We start from the raw sequence: 19,924 nt of genomic DNA on the forward strand, positions 1-19,924 counted from the left end.
TTTTCTGTATTGCCGGATTGATACCAAATAAATATTTTGAGGTTTTTCGCTGTCTTCCCGCGGTGTCAATTGGGCGGTTCTCCAAGCAATCTTATCCGGCCCGTCTCATCGTACTTCACCGGCCCCTCACTTAACGGCGTAGAGACAACCGTCCCCGCTGCCGAAGTAGACGACCCCCTCCCTGACCACGGGCGTGGAGCTGATGTAGCCCCCGGTTCTGTAGCGCCATATCTCCTTTCCGGTCGGCGCCTCCAGGGCGACGAGGCTCCCCTCGGAGCTTCCCACGTAGACTATCCCGCCGCCCACGACGGGCGATGTCTGGATTCTCCCGGGAACCTTCACGCTCCATATCTCTTTTCCGCTTCTTTCCCTTACGGCGTAGAGCTTTCCGTTGGTTCCGGCTACGTAAACCACGCCGTTAACCATCCCAGGGGCCATGAGCACCTTGCCCCCCACGTTGAACCGCCACCTTTCCTTTCCCCATCTTGCGTTAAGGGCGTAGAGATAACCCCCCTCCGTCCCGAAGTAGATCGACGCTCCGACGGCTCCCACGGAGAGGGCCGGGGATGAAACGGCCTTTCTTCCAGCATCGAACCGCCACGACATCTTTTTCGTTCCGCCGTCGACGGCGATCATATCGCCCTTCGTGTTTCCCGCATAGACGAGGCCGAGGTTGATCTTGGGGTCCGATTCAAGTCCGCCGCCGACGTTCAGCCGCCAGATCTCCTCTCCCGTATTCGAGTCGGCTGCGTAGAGGTTGCCGTCGCAGCTCCCGAAGTAGACCGCCCCGCCCCAGACGGCCGGCGACGACCTGACCATCCCCTCCGTCTCGAAGCGCCAGGCGAACTTCCCGTTAAGGGCCCCAATCGCGTAGAGGTTGTTGTCGTCACATCCAACGTAGACCTTGTCTTTGGACACTTTGGGGCCCGAGCGGACCCGATCCCCCATCATATGGCGCCACACCTCCCGCCCACTCTTCATATCGACCGCGTAGAGCCTGCCGTCGTCGCTGCCGACATAGATGACGTTTCCCGATATAGTCGGGGAGGAGTTTATCGGTCCCTTCGTCTTGAATCTCCAGAGGACCATAAGCCCGATGGAGCTCTCCCCGGAGCCGGGCGGGGTGTGTCCGCAACCTTGGGACAGGAGGATTATTGCAGCAATCGCCGCCGCCTTGAAAAAGGGAGAGATTACCCCGAATCTCCTAATATCTGTAAAACGGTTCAATATTGAATATGAGTTTAAAAAAGTTGCTTTAAAAAAAGGATATGTAAACCCAATTCGCGCTTTGCGTTCACAAGGGGGATTTAACCGAAACGTCTTCGGGCAATTTCATTAATATTCTAAGGACAAAATCCTAAGGGGCATCGGTGTTTATGGACAGCATCGACTTGTCTCTCAGGGTTCCCCTGACCTTTTGAAACTCGTTTAAAAGGGCGTCCACGGTGAGCTTGTCCCTCTCGGCCCCCTTCGCATCGAGGATTATATTCCCCTGGTGCATCATGATAAGGCGGTTCCCGATCGCCAGCGCCTGGGTCATGTTGTGGGTGACCATGATGGTCGTAAGGCCGTACTTTTCGACTATCATCTTGGTGATCTCCATCACCTGCTGGGCGGTCTTCGGATCCAGGGCGGCGGTATGCTCGTCCAAAAGGAGCACCTTCGGCTCGTTAAGGGTGGCCATAAGGAGTGTCAGCGACTGGCGCTGGCCGCCGGAGAGGAGGCCCACCTTATCCTTGAGGCGGTTTTCCAGCCCCAGATCCAGGAGCTTGAGGTGTGAGCGAAAAAGATCCCGCTTCGTCCTGGTGACCCCCATCTTGAGCAGCCTCATCCTCCCCCTGGAGAGGGCCATCGAGAAGTTCTCCTCGATGGTCATGGAGGCCGCGGTCCCCATCATCGGATCTTGAAAGACCCTGCCGATAAAGGCCGCCCTGCTGAATTCCTTCAAAGGGGTGACATCAACCCCGTCGATCACGATCCTCCCGGAATCGGGGCGGTAGACGCCGGCGATCAGGTTTAGCAGCGTGGACTTTCCAGCCCCGTTAGACCCTATCACCGTGATGAAGTCGGACTTCTTTATATTGAGATCGACCTTGTCTATGGCGAGGTTTTCGTTTACGCTGTCTATATTGAAGATCTTCCTCAATCCCCTGATCTTTATCATTTATCGCCCCCCCCCTCTCCTAAAGGCCCCTATCTTCACCTTTTCTCTCACGGTCGGAAACATCAGGGCGAACACTACCAGTATCGCCGTTATCAGCTTCAGGTCGCTGGGACTGATCACGAATCCGCCTATTCTGAGGGAGAGGGCAAAGGCGATTGCCAGTCGGTAAATGATGGAGCCTATTACGACGCCCAGGGTGGCCCTGAAGACCGTCATCTCCCCGAGAAGGGCCTCCCCGATAATCACGGACGCAAGCCCCGCAACGATGGTCCCGACCCCCATCGTGACGTCGGCGAGTCCCTGATCCTGGGCGACCAGCGCCCCGCAGAGGGCCACAAGCCCGTTGGAGAGGGCGACCCCCAGCATGATCGTCATGTGCGTGTTCACCCCCTGGGCGCGGATCATATTCTCGTTATCGCCGGTGGCCCTCAGCGCAAGCCCGAGGTCGGTGTGGAGAAAGAGATCGAGGATGATTTTTATGCCGACCACTATAAGTGCGAAAATAGTCAGCGAGAGGGCGACTCCCAAAAATCTTTCGTTCACCCCAAGCAAGCTCATTATTTTTGTTGCCCTGGGGAAGAGATCGAATATCGTTATCTGATTGATGAAGGGGATGTTCGGCTTGCCCATGATCCTGATGTTTATGGAGTAGAGGGCGATCATCGTCAGGATAGAGGCGAGGAGGTTCAGAATTTTCAGCTTCGTGGAGAGAAACGCGGTGACGAATCCGGCGGCCATACCGGCGGCGAAGGCTACGGGGAGGGTAAAGAATGGGTTCAGGCCCTTTGTAATCATGACCGCCGCAACCGCGGCTCCTAAGGGAAGGCTCCCGTCCACGGTGAGATCGGGGAAGTCGAGGACGCGAAATGTTAGATAGACGCCCAGCGCCATCAGGGCGTAGACAAGACCCTGAGAGAGGGCTCCCAATACCGCATATAGAGACAAATCATATCCTTAGACTAAATACCAAATAGTAGGACATATAAGTATAATTAATATAACAGATAAAAGAAAATACCGAAACATATAAAAAACAATGGATAGACAATTTATATTTTTCAAGGCACTCTCATATGATTTTTGATAGCCCCCCTTTTTGTGAATGCAAAGGGTGGGGGGGATTTCCCCCCACCCCCAAATATTTAAACTACGCCTAAAATCCCCCGTCCCCCTTTTTACGTCAACCAATCGGATTTGATATCCTTACCAAGATTAATCGGAAATCGTTTAATTGGTCAATCGGGGCGCATCGGTAAGAGCCTCTGATCCAATATGCCCGGCTCAACAAAGCCAGCCGGTTAAGTCCGGCCAATCAAGGCCGGGCAGCTTAAAACAAACTAATCAAAACTAAATACAAGCTGATCGCAATACGACCGACTCGCCATACAAAACAGATCAAAAACAACTAATCTGCCCAACTGTTCAGAACCAACGACCAACTAACCAAAGCCAACCGGTCTGAGAGGTATCGAAGGAAACGGCCCGCTTTTTAAAGCTGGCGCAATTCGTTACTCGACGATCTTGTCGGCCCTATCTACCAGGGCCTTCGGAAGCTCTATTCCCATCTCGGCGGCTGCACCGGGATTCACATAGAGGAGCAGGTCCTCGAGCGATTCGGTGGGCATCGTGCCGGGGTCTTTCCCCTCTAATATCTCTATCGCCATCCTGCCGGTCTGCTTTCCAAGCCTGTAGTAGTCAATGGCGATGGCGGCCACGGCTCCCCTGGGGACCGAGTCCACGTCCGCGGCGAAGAGCGGGATGTCGTTATCCTTGCAGACCTTGGTTACCGACTCAAAGGCCGAGACAACTGTGTTGTCCGTCGGGATGTGGATTGCGTCCACCTTTCCCACGAGGCTTTCGGCCGCCGAGAGCACCTCGCCGGAGTTGGATGCCGTGGCCTCTACGACCTCGAAGCCGAGCTTGGCCGCCTCTTCCTTGGCCTGCTTCAGGGACGTCAGGGAGTTGGCCTCGCCGGCGTTATAAATGAAGCCGAGGTTCTTTATCTCGGGAATTACCTCTTTGATAAGCTCAAACTGCCTGTCGACCGGCGACAGGTCTGTAGTCCCCGTGACGTTCTTGCCGCCGCCCTCGAGGCTCGCCACAAGGCCCGCTCCAACGGGGTCGGTAACGGCCGAGAAAACGATTGGAATCTCGGTTGTCGCCTCCACCATCACCTGGGATGTGGGGGTCGCTATTGTCAGGATGAGGTTCGGATTCATTCCCACGAGCTTGTCCGCAATGAGCTTTGCCGTGCTCATATCGCCCTGGGCGATGTTGACGTCGTACTTTACGTTCTCACCCTCTTTATAACCGTTCTCGTTAAGGTAGTCGATAAAGCCTTTACGGACCGCATCAAGGGCCGGATGCTCAACGATCTGCGAAATGCCGATGACGACCGGTTTTTTCTCGGGAGCGCAACCCGTAAGCCCGACAAACAAGGTTGCGGAAACGGCCGCCGCTAAAAGAATTACCAGTAACTTTTTCATTAATCTTTACCTCCATTTTTTAGGAAAGCTTTAAAAAAATCCCTCAAACGGCGTTTGATTGCCGAATGATGCTGTAAAAGGGGCTCGATATAGGGGAAAACCGCCCCTTAAACTATTTTAAATAACATAAATATTGCTTATCGTCAAGAGAAAACGTTGGAGAAAAGCTTGACTAAAAAGATATGATACAGTATTATTCTATAAGCCCCTGAAGAGTTTTGGGAGTTTAATAAGGCTGATGAAGAGAGGAAATATCTATTTCCGTTTCCCTATTTCCCGAGGTGAAAAGGGCTTCCCAGCATAGTTGATGACCTCTTTGGCGGATTATGTTGTTTTTCGGGGAATATTTTATCCACATGTTGTGTATAGATTTGTGGATAACCACCAAATGTAGAGTTAAGTATTTAATTTTATTGAATCTTTTTACTTAGGTGCATTGCATGAAACGAATTTTTCTACCGGCCGTTGTGATCTTTATCTTAACCGGCTTTACCGCGGCCGTTGCCTCGGATGCGTCGGATACCTACGACAAGGCCCTGAGAGACTTCAAAAGGGGTCAATATGAGCAAGCCATCGAGGGATTTACGAAGGTGATAAAGCTCGGCTTTGAGGGGGACGAGAGGACCAGCTCGAACATCCTGGCCGTCTATTTTCAGCGGGGAATCTGCTACAAGAAACTTCACAACTGGGATAAGGCCCTCGACGATTTCTCCCTCGTTATTGGATTTTCCCCCACGGACGCCCAGGCCTACTACGAGCGGGCCGGCTGCTACAAGATGATTGGGGACGAAAAGAACGCGAAGCTCGATCAAGGCAAGGCCTGCGATCTGGACGATAATTACTGCGATGAAAAGATGTTGATGGAAAAGCGGGAGAAGAAGGAAAAAGAGAAGTGGTGGAAATAGTCCGGCGGGGGGGGGGCAGGAATAGTACGGCAGGGAGGGGGATAATCCGGCAGAGGGGGAAGGAATGATCAGATATTGGGGGCAGTAATAACAGGGGGGACGGCAATAAGTGTTTTCCCTCGTCCGGGTAACTGAAGAACCGTGTTTGGTTAAGATGGCGGTGGGCGGTGACGGTATTTCAGCAATACGCGGGGCTGTGGAATCGGGCATCCGGAAAAGAAGAGATCGCTCCTTATCGGTGGAGGTCGGGGCAGGTCGGGGGATTGTGGGGGATAGCGAATAAAACGCTTTTTTAGAGCGAACGACTCGGTGGTTTGAAGCGGGTCACAAAAAGGAGATGGGGGTTGGGAGAAAGGGGATTGGTGTTGTAGGGCAGCGATCTTTAAATGACGGTCAAATATTTTGCGGTTAGGAAGCAATAACGGAAAAGAAAAAAGAAAGGTACCGACAAGATGGCGGTTATCGGCATATCAAGGGAAGATGCCCTTGATCTTGTGAAATCGCGGCTCGAAAACGAGGCGCTGGTTAAGCACTGTCTCGCCACCGAGGCGATCATGCGGGCCCTCGCGGAAAAGATGGGGGCGGACCCGGATACATGGGGGATCGCCGGCCTCCTCCACGACCTCGACTACAACGAGACGAAAGAGACGCCCGAGAGGCACACCCTCATAACCGAGGAGATATTGGCGGAAAAGGGGGTGAGCCCCGAGATCATCGACGCGATCAAGAGCCATAACGCGGAGATGCTCGGGATATCGAGGTCAACGGACTTCCACTTCGCAATAACCTGCGCCGAAAATATCACCGGCCTGATAGTCGCCACGGCATTGGTAATGCCGGACAAGAAGATCGCCTCCGTCAAAACGAAGTCGGTCACGAAGAGGATGAAGGAGAAACACTTTGCCAGGTCCGTCAGCAGGGAGGGGATAATGTTCTGTGAAGAGATAAATATACCCCTTCCCGAGTTTGTCGAGATCAGCCTCTCCGCCATGGGCGGGATCTCGGACGACCTGGGACTTTAAGGGCCCCGGACTTGTTTTTCTTCGGCTTGCCATTAGGTTCACTGAACGTTGAGTCGAAAGAGCGTGGTTTGCGTGGTTTGGCGGTTTGTGGGATCGTTTTTGACATTCAACAACCCCTTTGAAAATAGTAACCTGTAGAGGGAATCCCCGAAAGTTGCAGAGAAAAAGCCCGCTTCAAATGGAGTCATTTTTTTATAGGTAAGATTGCCTAATCTCTTTTCGAGAATGATCTTGAAAAAAACAGCATATCTCCTCGTCCCAATTCTCCTCATCGCTTTTTGTTGTTCTCCCGTATTGGCAGAGATGGAGGGGACAGAGGGCGGAGTCCTTGTCATCTCAACGGGTCAGGGACCGAAGGCTGTGGTGGACTCAAAAGTACCCCCGGGCGTAAAAGGGCCGAAGGGCAAGGCGGGCGAAGCGGGAGAGGAGTCGATCGGCGAGAAAGCGATCGAGGAATCGGCCGTAAAAAACGCAATTTTAATATATCTCATCAAAGAGCTGGAAAACGACGAGTTCGAATGGCTGGAGGAGGGGATCGATTCCGTAATCCTATCAAGCCCGGAGAAGTTTGTCCTAAAGACTAAGATAGTCTCTTCCACCTACCTTCCCGCCGCCAAATACGAAATTATAAAGGCGGAGGTGACCCTCAACTCGGCCCTTCTCGATCAATATTTAGAAAACGTCAGGAAGCTGAAACCGATGCCGAAGGGCCCCGCCCCGCCGACAACGGGCGAGAAGGAGGGCTTCAGGTCAAGGGGAGACGAGATCTTCATCCAGGGAGAGGTGGCGTCCAACATCGTAAGGGATCACGTAAAGGGGATAGAGGCCTTCATCGAGGCGAAGGAGCTCTACGAAAAGGCGGGGTATGACAAGGGGGTCTTCAACGCCCTCCTTTCCATCGGCAGGGCAAGGCTAGCCGTGGGGGACATATCGGGGGCAATGGCCGACCTCAAGGGGGCGGTCGAGCTCTCGGAGACCCTTGGAATGGACGAGCATCGGGTAAGGGCGCTTCTGGAGACGGCGAGACTCTATCTTCTGACTGGAGAGTGCCTGAGGGCGATGGAGACAGCCTCTTCCGCCCTCGATATTTCATCGAGGGCAGCCCCTGGCAAGGTGCCGGGGGCGCTTTCGGGGGAGGCGCTCCTTTTGATAGGCAGGGCGGATTACCTCCTCGGTAACCTGGATAAAGGAATAACCGAGGTCGACCGGGCCGCCGACGTCTTTGAGAAGCTCGGCGACCTCAAGAGGCTTAACGAGGCCCTCATAACGTTGAGCGTAATGAAGGTATCGACGGGGGACGCTTCCGGGGCCGTCGAGGAGATAAAGCTGGTTAAAAAGATCTCCGAGGCGTTGAAGGACGACGAGTCGAGGGTTGTTGCCCTCATTCTGTTGGGTCGGGCGATGAGGGAAACGGGGGAGCCGGAGGGGGCTAAGATATACGCGGAGGAGGCCAAGGCCACAGCCTCAAAGGCGAAGTGGAAAGCAGGGGAGGCGATGGCCGATATCGAGCTTTCGCGTATATTGGCCACCGGCAAGGATTACGACGGCGCTATATCCTCGGTCCTAAAGGCGTTGGAGCTTGCAAACTCGATCGGCTCGCCCGTCCTGACGGCCTCCGCCCACCGGGCGCTGGGGCTCGCTCAGATAGGCGCCGGCAAAAAAAAGGAGGCGCTTCTTTCGCTCACCGAGGTCTTCAAACACTCCGCGGATGCGATGACAACGAAATTCGGCGGAATCTATCTCCCAATAGAGACGCTCGATCTCGATACCCTTTCTGAAGTGTTGACGGATATAATATCGCTCTCTAAGGAGCTCGGCGAAGAGGAGGCCGCTTTCTCCGCCCTATTATTCTATCAGTCGATATGGTCTGCCGAGAGGCTGTACGCGTCTGACCGCCTCTTTGACGAGGGGCGAAAAAAGCTCCTCTCTCTCTGGAGAAATAATATCGGGGACTCCCTCGCCGTGGAGAGATTGATGCTCTCAACCGAAAGTAACCGCTACTCCGAGTCCTCCGCTAAAATCCTGATGGGGAGGAGGGAGGAGCTGAAGAGGTCCTGCCTGGAGGCAAAAAAGACGATCGTCAAGGAGAGCCCCGGCCTCGCAACCCTCCTCGGGATGAAGGTGAGGGAGCCGAAGCGGCTCGCGAGGGAAATCGGCGATGACTCCATCTTTGTTCAATATTTCATGGGGCGGGATGACGCATTTGCCCTCGTTACCTCCAAAAACGACTTGAATATAATAAATCTCGGTGCCGGCCCCGAGATGATTGTCCTGTCCAACCGGATGGTAGCCTTCCTCTCCGGGGACGCTGTTGCGGACGAGGCCGCCCCCGTCGACGGAGATGATAAGTCGCCCGGTCTCCTCGCCCCCTCGTTCGAGGAGACGTCGAGGCGGCTCTACGCCGCCCTGATCGCGCCCGTCTTGAGCGAATATCCGGGCGTCAAAAGGATCGGCGTATCCCCCGGAATCGCCCTCGGCTCCCTGCCGTTTCAGGCCCTCGGCGACTATCGGGGCGAGGACGGCTTTACGTTTCTTGTCGAGGATTACGATATATTTTTTGCCCCCTCCCTTTTTGCGGCGGCCTCGACCGCCGGGGGAGCCGCCGAAAATAAAATATCCACCCTCGATTATCTTGCGGTTGTGGGAGAGGGTAGATTCTCCCCCGTCGGTGTTAGGTGGCTCTTTTACGAAGTGGTGGGCGGGGGCGGTGAAATCCCCGCGGAGAGCGAGGCCGTAATAGCAATCAACGACACGGCAATCAGCGACACGGCAATCAACGACACGGCAATCAACGACACGGCAATCAACAACCCGGCGGTCAACGACGCCGACTCCCGCCCCTGGTGGGGGGAGCGCTCCCCCCTGATTTTCGTCTTCGGCTCGGGGGCTAACGGAATGCGGGGAGTTGATTTTTTCACCATGGAGCTATTCGCCTCCTATAAACACGGGGGCTGCTCCTGCGTCTTTGTTTCCGAGGCGGCCAGGAGGGGCGAAGTAAACGCGTTCTTCGAGGCGGCGATCCCGAGGATGAGAAAAGAGGGGATCCTCTCCGCCTACTTCTCTATAATGAGGGAGTCGGCGGCGGGATACGGGGACGGCGGGAAGCTGGGCTGGGTCGACTTCCCCATGATGTGCGATTTTTAGATAACAGGACTGAAAAATGAAAAGGTCTTCAATAATTTTGACGATAGCGATCTGGCTCCTTCTCCTCTCGACACCCCTCTTCGCCTTCCAGGAGGACGAGGGGATAGACAAAAAGGAGAGGGAGTACACCGAATCTATGAGCCGGGGGGATTTCTACCTCGAAAACGGGCAGTATGACGAAGCCATAAAAAAATACAAGGATGCCCAGGGCCTCTACCCCACGAATCCGAATCCGAAGAACAAGCTGGGGAACGTCTATCTGAAGATGGGCGAAAACGAAGAGGCTATAACCGCCTTCAGGGAGGCGGTAAGGGTCGATCCCTCCTTCTTTCAGGGATATTTCAACCTCGGCAAGTCCTATCTCGAAACCGGGAGGTATCCCGAGGCGATAGACGCCCTTAAGAGGGCCGTGGGTGTCGACTCCAAATCCTTTATCAGCTACTTCTACCTGGGGGAGGCGTACTCGAAGAACAAAGATTACGACGAGGCGCTTACCGCCTACAACAGGGCGATAGACCTTAAACCCGACTACACCGAGGTCTACATCAAGATCGGGGACCTCCTGAAGAGCCAGGGGCTGAACGACGAGGCTCTTGTCGCCTACGGCAAGGGGGCGGAGAGCGCCGACGACTCCACGGAGGGTCTGATCCTGTCGGCCCGGCTCAACTTCGAGATGGGAAACTACGAGAAGGTGAAATCGATTCTCCAGACCCTCTTTCAATCCTCGCCGAACAACTTCGAGGGGCTCCTCCTCTACGGGAAGTCCTCGATGGCGCTCAGCGATTACGACACCGCGCTTGCCTATTTCAACCGCGCCGGCAAGATAAGGCCCGGCGACGCCAATATATATATTTATATAGGCAAGATACTGAACGAAAAGGGGGACTACTCCGGCGCCTCGAAAACACTGGTCAAGGCCTCGGAGCTTGCGGGAGAAAATCCCGCGATATTTAATCTTCTGGGTCAAAGCTACCTATCCATGAAGGAGTACGACAAGGCGATCGAGGTCTTCACGAAGGCGATGAAGCTGAATCCCAAAGGCGGAGATGCTTTTTACGGTCTCGGCTCGGCCTACTACAAGAAGGGGGAGTACATGATGGCGGAGGAGTTTTTACGGGACGCCGTCTCCCTCGACCCCTCCTTGTACCTTGCGTACGACGAGCTCGGAAACGTCCTCAACGCCCGGGGGAAGACAAAGGAGGCGATGGAGGCGTATCTCAAGGCTGTTGAGATAAAGCCGGACTTTGTCGAGGGATACAACCACATCGGGGTTGCCGCCATGGCCCTGGGCGACCTGGAGAAGGCCATATCGGTCTACGAGGGCGTCCTCAAGATAAATCCGAACTTTTATACCGCCTATCTCCACATCGGGAGGGCCTACGCCTCCTTCGGCAGGTTTGGCGAGGCGATAGAGATCCTGAACAAGGTGATAGACCTCGATAAGGACTACACAGAGGCCTATATAGAGCTTTCCCGAGTTTATCTCCTGAACAAGGAGCCGAAAAAGGCGATCAAGATCGTTGACCGGGTGTTGAAGAAAGATCCCGACTACGCCCCCGGCTACTTCGCCAAGGCCAGGATATACTCCCAGACCGGGAACTTCGAGGCGGCCGTCTCGAACTACGAAAAGACGATAGAGAAAGACCCGAAGTATATCGAGGCCTACCTCTCCCTCGGTGCGCTCTACACTTTTCTGGGCGAGAGTGACAAGGCGCTGGAGGTCTACCGGAAGTCGGTTACGATAGACGCCAAGAACTACGTCGCCTACTACAGGATGGCGGAGATACTGCTGGCCAGGAATAAAACGGTGGAGGCGGTGGGGCTTTTGGAGATAGCGGAGGGGCTCAATCCCCGCTACTACAACGCCCTTATACTCCTCGCCGAGACCTACCTCGACAACAGGGAGCTTGAATCCGCAATGAAATATTACAACCGCGCCCTCGAGACGGAGCCCACGAACCCGAGGGCGTACAAGGGGATAGGGAAGGTCCACTACTACAAGGAGGAGTACGAAGAGGCGATCTGGTCTTACGAGAAGTCGCTGAAGCTCGACCCCGACCAGTTCTTCGTCTACTACAGCCTGGGGGAGGTCTACGACAGGCTGAAGGACCCGGAAAAGGCGGCCACCTACTACGAGAAGTCGATCTCGCTCTCCCCCGACAACTACATGGCGTACACCAAGCTCGGAAGATTGAAGATGGAGGCGGGAAATGATACGGAAGCCCTGGAGGAGTTCAAAAAGGCGGTTACCTATTCCCCCGAATACGTGGAGGGATATTACTTCCTCGGGCTCGTTTACCACAAGCTCGACATGTACGATAATGCGATCGTCGCCCTGAAAACGGCCATAGAGCTGAAGCCCGACTTCAAGGACGTCATACTCCTTCTGGGAGTCAGCTATTTCGACAGCGGCTCCTACGACAAGGCTATCCCGGTGCTGAACGACTACCTCGCCGTCGACCCCCAAAGAATCGAGGCGATTATTCGTCTGGGGGAGGCGTACTCGAATACGGGGCAATACAAGCTCGCAGTGGATATCCTCTGGAAGGCGCTGGAGATCAACCCGGACGAGCCGAATCTATACTTTGTCCTCGGCAATAACTATTTCAAGATGGGCTCCTTCGATGAGGCCATATCCGCCTACAACAACGTCGTCAGGATCGACCCAAAGAACTACAAGGCGTACTACAACCTCGCGCTGGCTTTTTCCACGAGGGGCTGGGATGATGAGATGATGCTGGCCTTGAAAAAGGCTATATCGATCAGGCCCGATGACAAATTGGCGGTAGAAAAGCTGATCGAGGCGAACCAGAACCTCATGAGGAGCTACCCGGACGACTATAAGCCTTACCTGAACCTCGGGGACGGATTGAGGATCGCGGGGAGGTACTCGGAGGCGATTAAGTACCTCGAGACCGCCCACAACATGGTTCCTGAAAACCTCGACGTCCTATACTTTCTGGGGGAGTGCCACAGGGGGGCGGGGAACTACGACAGGGCGATCGAATATTACGAAAAGGTGATCGCTCAGAGCCCGAAGGAATACAGGTCGCACCTGGGTCTCGCCAATACCTACAAGGCGAGGGGCGATAACGACAACGCCGAAAAATATTTCTTGATGCTTCCGGGGCTTAAACCCGATGACTTCGAGCCGCTGGTCACGGTGGCCAAATTCTACATGGAAAAAGATGAGGCGGGCAAGGCCCTTAAATTTTACGAGAAGGCGGTCGACTTGAAGCCCGCCGACTACCTCCTCTACGCCGTAACCGCCCTCGTCTACGCCAAGGAGAACAAGAAGCTGAACAGGGCTATGGAGCTCGCCGACCAGTCCCTGGTCTTGAAGGCGGAGAACGGCCCTGCCTATAAGTCTAAGGGGTATATATACTTCAAGATGAAGGACTACGAGAACGCGAAGAAGTATCTTACCGCCGCCCTTCAGAAGCTCCCGGATGACGCGGAGATAAGGGGGCTGCTTGCAGAGATAAGGCGGTCGAAGGATTGAAATCTAATTAAAAAAGTCGTGGATTTAAGTTCAGGTGGAAGAGCGGGAATCTAATATTAATTTGCCGGCCGGCGGGCGTGGGGGTGTTATTGTAGAGGCTCGGCAAATTATGCGGTGATGATAAAAACACGATTTTTGGGATTCTTGATTGATTCGGCAATGAGGGTGAGGAGGATTTTTCTGGATTCCCGATCAAGCCGGGAATGACAGCATATTAATTCCCGATCGAGCCGGGAATGACAGAATATTGGATTGCCAATCGATTTAGGAATGACGGCATAGTTGATTACCGGTCGAGTCGGGAATGACAATGTCCCGCTTTTCATTGAGTTTAGAGCGCGGATTCTCTGAAGCTCCCCCTTGAGCGGTTGAGAACTCGGCCGGATGTTTTAGTCGTCGGGTTTTCTCATCGGCTTATCAATTATATTTTTCGCTTGTGTTTTTCCCGGAATTGGATAATTATAAATAACGTTTTTGATCTTTAAGGGGAGGCGCCGGATGACGCCCGGAATCCCGTTGGATGAGAAATCGCTCTACGCAAAGATCCGCGAGGCGGCGGACTTCATCCTGTTGAAGACAAACCTCCGCCCGAAATCGGCGGTGGTCCTCGGGACGGGCCTCGGCGGGATTGCCGGGGTCATGGAGGTCGACGTCTCGGTACCCTACGGGGAGATTCCGGGGTTCGGCACGTCTACGGTGACGGGCCACGCCGGAAAGCTGGATATAGGCAGAATCGAGGACGCCGACGTCGCGGTCCTCGACGGCCGGTTCCACCTCTACGAGGGATACGAGCCGGTCGAGATAGCGGTTCCGATCTGGGTTCTCAAGACGATGGGGATAAGAAACCTAATCATCACCAACGCGGCGGGCGGCCTCAATCCTCTCTTTCTCCCCGGAGAGATCATGGTCATCAACGACCACATAAACTTCACGGGCAGAAATCCCCTGATAGGGATAAATTCCGACAAGATGGGGGCCAGGTTCCCCGACATGACCCGGGCCTACGACAGGGAGTTCATCGAGACGGCCGAGGAGGAGGCGTTATCTCTCGGCATAAGGTTGAACAGGGGGGTCTACATCGGAATCCTCGGGCCGAGCCTCGAAACCCCGGCTGAGACGAGGATGCTAAAGGCTTTGGGGGGGGACGCCACGGGGATGTCCACGATAATGGAGGTCATCGCGGCGGTGAAGGCCGGAATCAGGGTCCTGGGCCTCTCGGTGATATCCAACGTCAACCTGCCGGACGCCATGAAGCCGATCCTTCTGGAGGACGTCATCTCCGGGGCGGAGGCGGCGGGGCCCGACCTGATTAAATTAATATCCCGTGTATTAAACCGAATTGAGGAAAAGGGAGAAAAATGACGAAGGACAGCGAATCCAAGGTCAAGAGCGCGGATGTTTTGATTAAAAACGGCGCCGTTATTACGATGAGGGGCTCTGGAGAGGGCAAAAAAGGGGGGGAGATCATCGAAAGGGGCGCCGTTACGATAACGGGCGACTCCATCTCATTCGTGGGGGGGGGTGACGACGCCAAATCCGTGGAGGCGAAAACCGTGATAGACGCCTCCGGTTGTGTGGTCATGCCGGGGCTGATAAACGGCCACACCCACGCCGCCATGAGCCTCTTTCGGGGGATCGCAGACGACCTCCCATTGGAGACTTGGCTCAACGACTTTATATTCCCGGCGGAGAGCCAAAACCTCGACGCCGAGTTCGTCTACTGGGGAACGAAGCTCGCCATAGCCGAGATGCTCCTTTCCGGGACCACCACATTCTGCGACATGTACCTGTTCGAGGACTCGGTCGCCAGGGCGACTAAGGAGATGAAGATGCGGGGGGTCCTGGGTGAGGTTCTGTACGACTTTCCGTCGCCCAACTACGGCGAGCTGTCTCAGGGCTACGAGTATACGGAAAATTTCATCAAAAAGTGGAAGGACGACCCGCTGATTACGCCAACGGTCCAGCCCCACGCCCTGGACACCTGCGCCCCGGAGCTCCTTGTCAGGGCGGGGGAGATATCGAAAAAACACGATGTCCTTTGTATCATTCACGTGGCGGAGTCTCAGGCGAACGTGGCCCATGTCAGGCAAAAGTACAACAAGACTTCGTTTAAGCACCTTGACGACCTGGGGGTATTGAGCGAGAGGTTCGTAGCCGACCACGCCGTCTGGGTGACGGACGAAGAGATGGATATCATGGCGGAAAAGGGGGTCAAGGTCATCACCAATCCGGAGAGCAACATGAAGCTCGCCTCCGGCTGGGCGCCCGTCCACAAGTATCTGAAGAGGGGGATTGTTGTGGGCCTCGGGACCGATGGCTGCGCCAGCAACAACGACCTCGACCTCTTCGGCGAGATGGACACCCTCGCAAAGCTCCACAAGATATACGATGCTGACCCGACCCATATGGACGCCCACACGGCGGTGAGACTCGCCACTGTCGGCTCTGCCAAGGCGCTGGGCCTTTCAGGGACCGTGGGGACGCTGGAGAAGGGGAAGAGGGCCGACATCATCGTGGTCGACTTCAACAGGCCCCACCTCACACCGGTATACGATCCCTTTTCTCACCTCGTCTACGCGGCGATGGCGTCCGACGTGAGGGACGTTCTGGTAAACGGCGAGATATTGGTCAAAGACGGAAGTCTTACCCAGGCGGATACCGGGGAGATAATCGCAAAGGCGAGGGAGCTCTCCGAGCGCGTCAAGAAATCCATAAAAGGGGCGGGATAGATGTTCATAAAGGAGGTCGACAAGGCAAAGGAGATAACGGCCGGGGACGGGACGAGGATCAGGGAGATCTTGTCGCCGAAGAGCGATCCCGTATCCACCCGGTACAGCCTCGCCCTCGCGAAGATCGCCCCCGGGGGGAAAAGTCACACCCACAAGTTGCAATCCTCATCGGAAGTCTATATAATATTGGAGGGGAGCGGGATAATGCACATCGAGGAAGAGGTTCGCGCAGTAAGGAGGGGGAGCGTTATATATATACCCAAAGGGGCGTTCCAGTTCATCGAGAACGACGGCGACGGCGAGCTGATGTTTTATTGTATCGTTGATCCCCCCTGGGATCAAGGGGACGAGGTAGTAATGGTATGACGGAAAAAGTTGATTTGATAATAAAGAACGGGACCGTCCTCTCCTTTGACGAGAATGACAACCGGTTTGACAACGGGGTGGTGATCGTAAAGGACGGTGTGATTGTCGATGTCGGCGAGCAGATCGACATCCTCCGGGACTACGATGCCAAGGAGGTTATCGACGTCGACGGCGACCTGATAATGCCGGGGCTGATCAACGGCCACACCCACGCCGCCATGTCGGCCCTCCGGGGATACTCCGACGACCTTCCCCTCGACCAGTGGCTCGAGCACATTATCCCTGCGGAGAACAAGATCATGGGAAAGGAGATGGTCTACTGGGGAACGCTGGTCTCGGCGGCGGAGATGATCCGATCCGGCATTACCACCGTATGCGACAGCTACTTCTTCGAGGAAGATGCCGCGAGGGCGTTCATCAAAAGCGGGATGAGGGCGATATGCGCCCAGGGGGTAGTCGATTTTCCCACCCCCCAGTGGCAGGACCCGGCGGCCAAATTCGATGTGGTCGAAGAGTTCCTCGATAATTTTCCTGAAGATGATAGCGGCATGGTGATGCCCGCCCTCTTTGTCCATGCACCCTATACCGCATCCCCCGAGACGTACCACAGGGCGGGGGACCTCGCCTCAAAGAGCAATGCCAGAGTTTTTACACACCTCGCAGAGACGGAGGGGGAGGTCGAGGATATCAGGAAGAAGTACGGCAGGACCCCGGTAAGACATCTGGAGAAGGAGGGGGTCTTAAACGAGAGCTTCACGGCGGTTCACGTAAACTGGGTCGACGATGGGGAGATAGAGATACTCTCGAGCTACGGTTCATCGGTGGTCGTGTGTCCAGGGAGCGGCGCAAAGTTAGCGGCCGGAGTAGCCCCCGTTACCGCCTTTATCGATGCGGGGATACCGGTGGGACTGGGAACCGACGGCCCAGCGAGCAACAACCGCCAGGACCTCTTCTACGAGATGGACATGCTGGCAAAGCTCCAGAAGGTCATATCCAAGGACGCCGCATCGATAAAAGCAAAAACGGTACTTGCCACGGTGCTTTTCTTGGGGGCCGAGGCCTTGGGCATGGAAGAAAAGATAGGCTGTCTTAAAAAAGGGATGGCGGCGGACATTATAATCGTCGATCTCACAAGGCCCCACGCAGCTCCCCTGTTCGACTACCCGTCACACCTCGTCTATTCGGCGAGGGGTTTTGACGTAAAGACCAACATCATCAACGGCCGCGTCGTCTACCACTGGGGGAAGGTCTATCCCTTCGACGAACCCGGGGCGATAGCGAGGCTCTTCGAGATAGGAAACCGGCTCATCTGATTTCAAGCTTGGGTCGGCAGGAAAAGGCCCTTATCTTCCCCAAGTTCCCATGAAGTTAGGTGTGCCGGGAGCTGTTCGGTTGGTTGATATTAGATATTGATCTCTTATAAACTTCCATAAATTATTTGGCGCAAATCATTCAGGCCCAAGATTCAGCAGTCGTCTCTAAAGCCAATCAAATTTTCGCCTCCCATTTTTGATTCAATTTTTATATAGAAGATAGGTTTTTATCGTTTTTGGCCTGCAGTCCTGCGGGTTATGCGGGGTAACCGTCACGTGTAAAGACGACGGCCCGGAGTTGAAGAACTTTTCTGATCTTTGTGATGTTCCTTAATAGAACATAAGGTGCAGCGGCCGCCTGTCGCATAAACCTTTCTTCCACTACCTTTCATATGAGATACGCATCTGTACGCAGGAGAAGGGAATAAAGGGATTTCACCTTTTCGGCGAATTTCCATTTCAAAGGATTATATGAGCCGTAACAGATTAGGGATTTGCGGAGACAAAGTTCCTCTTACACCCAATTCACAAGACCAAAACGATGGATTAGAAACAACAACCTCTTGTCTTTTAAATTATAATCCAACCGGTAAGAACCGGCGGCGGCCTGACAGGCAGGAACCGACGTATCTTACCAGACGGGGCCTGCCAAAACGGCAATATTAAGGGCAATTCGGGAGAACTGACAGACAAAAAACCGGGGGCAGCTACCAGACGAGGGGGATGAGCCGATGCCGCGTCTCTTTCGCGTATTCGCTGTAGCCGGAAAGCTCGCCCTTCAACATACGATCCTCAAGATCGGTTCTTACCATAACCGTGATCGCGAAAACCGAGGAAGGCACGAGACCCCACCAGGAGCCGAGTATGAAGGGAACACCGAGTAACACGAGGATAAAACCCAGGTAGCCGGGGTGTCTCACGATCCCGTAAGGGCCGGACGTGAAAACCCTTTGGTTTCTGTCCTCCTGGATGCGGACCGACGCCTCAAAGTGGGGGTTTGCTACCATCGACCAGAGCGTAAAAGAGATGCCCAAAACCCATATCACGGCGCCGAAGACAACAAATCCGAGAGACATACCGCTCCATTCAAATCTCACCGCGTCGAGGCCGCAGACGATCTGGATCAAAAAAGAGAGCGGCACAAATGAAATCAATATGACCTTGTCGAAGGTCTTGGTGTTCTTTTTTACCCTGCCCCGTTGATTCAAAAGCCCGGGATTTTTCGTCATCAAAAGCCCCACGTATGTTACGTGGTATAGGAGTCTCATCCCAATATAGATCCACGCGTTTATCCAGCCTATTGTGCCAGATGAGACGAGCAGGACAAAAAGCCCTAAAATAGGCCTAATGAATCCCCTGACAATCCCCCTGACGCCATCGCGGTTCAACCGGACATTTCCCGTCATCAATTTATCGATCTTCAAATCAGACATCGGCGCACATAGCAATTCAGAAATCGGTACATAAGACTAATGTATTAAAAATGAGCTTGGACTATTTACAAAAACGCGTAAGAGATAATTGAGCCGTCTCGGGAAACGAACTGTAAGAATTACACAACCGTCTTGCTTTTAAGACGTTTCGGCCTGTCGAATTATTTCTTTGCCTTGCAGGTGTTAATGCCGAATGGAAGATACGCCGGGCAGAACCCGACCGCCGCGGTCAGAACCGGCACCAGGCCTATCAATCCCCACCAGCTCTTGAACCAATAACCCAGGGCCAATATGACGATACCTATGACGATCCTTGCGATTCTATCGGCCTTTCCAATGTTCTTTTTCATTTTTTGTCCCCCTTTGAGTTATGACTATATGCTTATATGTTTCTTATTATAACGGTTATCGGCGAAATATTCCACTAAAAATCCTTTTCATTTTTATAGTTTTTTTCTTTTAAAAAGTTAAAAATTACCATTGATTCTTTTGACTTGATTGTTTTAATCAGATAAAAATATCAATTTAGGCTGAAAATTACCCTTAAATTGCTGATATTTCTTGACAAAAGATTATAATTCTATAATATTGCATTGAAATTGAGAAAAATTATCTTTTCTACAACCTCTTTTTTGCCCCTTTTGGTTAACGTACGCAATACATTGTGAAACACAAAAGGCATTTCATTTAATACTCTACAGGAGGCGTTTTATGAAGCTGAAAAAGTTTATTTCTTTCGCGCTGTTCCTTGTCCTTGTCGCAGCGATTTTTGCTGTGCCCGCTTTTGCGGCAGACGAGAAGGCAGACCCGGGCTCCGCCTGGAACATCTATTTCAGGCCGGGGGTCCGCTTCGGGACGGA

General features: G+C 53.8%; 14 protein-coding genes. 8 read left to right on the top strand and 6 right to left on the bottom strand.

Translation table 11 applies throughout. From position 1 onward, the window contains the following. Window positions 1–126 precede the first annotated feature (126 nt). From JW984_11175 to JW984_11190, 4 genes are all read right to left on the bottom strand, one after another. Window positions 127–1,227: a PQQ-binding-like beta-propeller repeat protein gene (locus tag JW984_11175; protein ID MBN1573746.1), complete on the bottom strand. Its 1,101-nt coding sequence runs from the start codon at window positions 1,225–1,227 to the stop codon at window positions 127–129. A gap of 130 nt (window positions 1,228–1,357) precedes the next feature. Further along, window positions 1,358–2,164: an ATP-binding cassette domain-containing protein gene (locus tag JW984_11180; protein MBN1573747.1), complete on the bottom strand. Its 807-nt coding sequence runs from the start codon at window positions 2,162–2,164 to the stop codon at window positions 1,358–1,360. Next, window positions 2,165–3,109: an ABC transporter permease gene (locus tag JW984_11185; protein ID MBN1573748.1), complete on the bottom strand. Its 945-nt coding sequence runs from the start codon at window positions 3,107–3,109 to the stop codon at window positions 2,165–2,167. A 563-nt stretch (window positions 3,110–3,672) separates the two neighbouring features. After that, on the bottom strand, window positions 3,673–4,650 hold the full coding sequence (locus tag JW984_11190) for an ABC transporter substrate-binding protein (GenBank protein ID MBN1573749.1): 978 nt from the start codon (window positions 4,648–4,650) through the stop codon (window positions 3,673–3,675). Window positions 4,651–5,090: 440 nt separating this feature from the next. Here JW984_11190 and JW984_11195 point away from each other — a divergent pair, with 440 nt between their 5' ends. From JW984_11195 to JW984_11230, 8 genes are all read left to right on the top strand, one after another. Further along, a complete protein-coding gene (locus JW984_11195) occupies window positions 5,091–5,555 on the top strand; it encodes a tetratricopeptide repeat protein (protein MBN1573750.1) in 465 nt (154 codons plus the stop codon). Window positions 5,556–6,007: 452 nt separating this feature from the next. Further along, complete coding sequence (locus JW984_11200) at window positions 6,008–6,577, top strand: HDIG domain-containing protein (GenBank protein ID MBN1573751.1); 570 nt, start codon at window positions 6,008–6,010, stop codon at window positions 6,575–6,577. Window positions 6,578–6,808: 231 nt separating this feature from the next. Continuing rightward, a complete protein-coding gene (locus JW984_11205; protein MBN1573752.1) occupies window positions 6,809–9,721 on the top strand; it encodes a CHAT domain-containing protein in 2,913 nt (970 codons plus the stop codon). Between the two features lie 16 nt (window positions 9,722–9,737). Continuing rightward, window positions 9,738–13,223, top strand: coding sequence for a tetratricopeptide repeat protein (locus tag JW984_11210; protein ID MBN1573753.1), 3,486 nt, complete (start codon window positions 9,738–9,740; stop codon window positions 13,221–13,223). A 498-nt stretch (window positions 13,224–13,721) separates the two neighbouring features. Further along, window positions 13,722–14,585 carry a purine-nucleoside phosphorylase gene (locus tag JW984_11215; GenBank protein MBN1573754.1) on the top strand — a complete coding sequence of 288 codons (864 nt, stop codon included), beginning with the start codon at window positions 13,722–13,724 and terminating at the stop codon, window positions 14,583–14,585. After that, window positions 14,582–15,952 (top strand): amidohydrolase, encoded by a 1,371-nt coding sequence (locus tag JW984_11220; GenBank protein MBN1573755.1) that lies wholly within the window; start codon window positions 14,582–14,584, stop codon window positions 15,950–15,952. The genes JW984_11215 and JW984_11220 overlap by 4 nt, the downstream gene beginning before the upstream one ends. Next, window positions 15,953–16,318: a cupin domain-containing protein gene (locus tag JW984_11225; GenBank protein MBN1573756.1), complete on the top strand. Its 366-nt coding sequence runs from the start codon at window positions 15,953–15,955 to the stop codon at window positions 16,316–16,318. It abuts the gene before it with no gap. Next, window positions 16,315–17,631: an amidohydrolase gene (locus JW984_11230; protein ID MBN1573757.1), complete on the top strand. Its 1,317-nt coding sequence runs from the start codon at window positions 16,315–16,317 to the stop codon at window positions 17,629–17,631. Before JW984_11225 ends, JW984_11230 begins: the two co-directional genes overlap by 4 nt. 707 nt (window positions 17,632–18,338) lie before the next feature. On the opposite strand, the gene JW984_11235 is transcribed toward JW984_11230, so the two are convergent. Both JW984_11235 and JW984_11240 read right to left on the bottom strand, forming a co-directional pair. After that, on the bottom strand, window positions 18,339–19,055 hold the full coding sequence (locus JW984_11235; protein MBN1573758.1) for an isoprenylcysteine carboxylmethyltransferase family protein: 717 nt from the start codon (window positions 19,053–19,055) through the stop codon (window positions 18,339–18,341). 170 nt (window positions 19,056–19,225) lie between these two features. Beyond that, a complete protein-coding gene (locus tag JW984_11240; protein ID MBN1573759.1) occupies window positions 19,226–19,414 on the bottom strand; it encodes a DUF2892 domain-containing protein in 189 nt (62 codons plus the stop codon). Between the last annotated feature and the right edge of the window lie 510 nt (window positions 19,415–19,924).

Source organism: Candidatus Zymogenus saltonus (genome assembly GCA_016929395.1).
In the GTDB taxonomy this organism is placed as follows: Bacteria; Desulfobacterota; Zymogenia; order Zymogenales; family Zymogenaceae; genus Zymogenus; species Zymogenus saltonus.

Excerpts from the sequence above, each read along its gene's own strand:
- JW984_11180 (MBN1573747.1), bottom strand. The coding sequence starts at position 2,164 with ATGATAAAGATCAGGGGATTGAGGAAGATCTTCAATATAGACAGCGTA.
- JW984_11190 (MBN1573749.1), bottom strand. The coding sequence starts at position 4,650 with ATGAAAAAGTTACTGGTAATTCTTTTAGCGGCGGCCGTTTCCGCAACC.
- JW984_11195 (MBN1573750.1), top strand. The coding sequence starts at position 5,091 with ATGAAACGAATTTTTCTACCGGCCGTTGTGATCTTTATCTTAACCGGC.
- JW984_11200 (MBN1573751.1), top strand. The coding sequence starts at position 6,008 with ATGGCGGTTATCGGCATATCAAGGGAAGATGCCCTTGATCTTGTGAAA.
- JW984_11210 (MBN1573753.1), top strand. The coding sequence starts at position 9,738 with ATGAAAAGGTCTTCAATAATTTTGACGATAGCGATCTGGCTCCTTCTC.
- JW984_11215 (MBN1573754.1), top strand. The coding sequence starts at position 13,722 with ATGACGCCCGGAATCCCGTTGGATGAGAAATCGCTCTACGCAAAGATC.
- JW984_11220 (MBN1573755.1), top strand. The coding sequence starts at position 14,582 with ATGACGAAGGACAGCGAATCCAAGGTCAAGAGCGCGGATGTTTTGATT.
- JW984_11225 (MBN1573756.1), top strand. The coding sequence starts at position 15,953 with ATGTTCATAAAGGAGGTCGACAAGGCAAAGGAGATAACGGCCGGGGAC.
- JW984_11230 (MBN1573757.1), top strand. The coding sequence starts at position 16,315 with ATGACGGAAAAAGTTGATTTGATAATAAAGAACGGGACCGTCCTCTCC.
- JW984_11240 (MBN1573759.1), bottom strand. The coding sequence starts at position 19,414 with ATGAAAAAGAACATTGGAAAGGCCGATAGAATCGCAAGGATCGTCATA.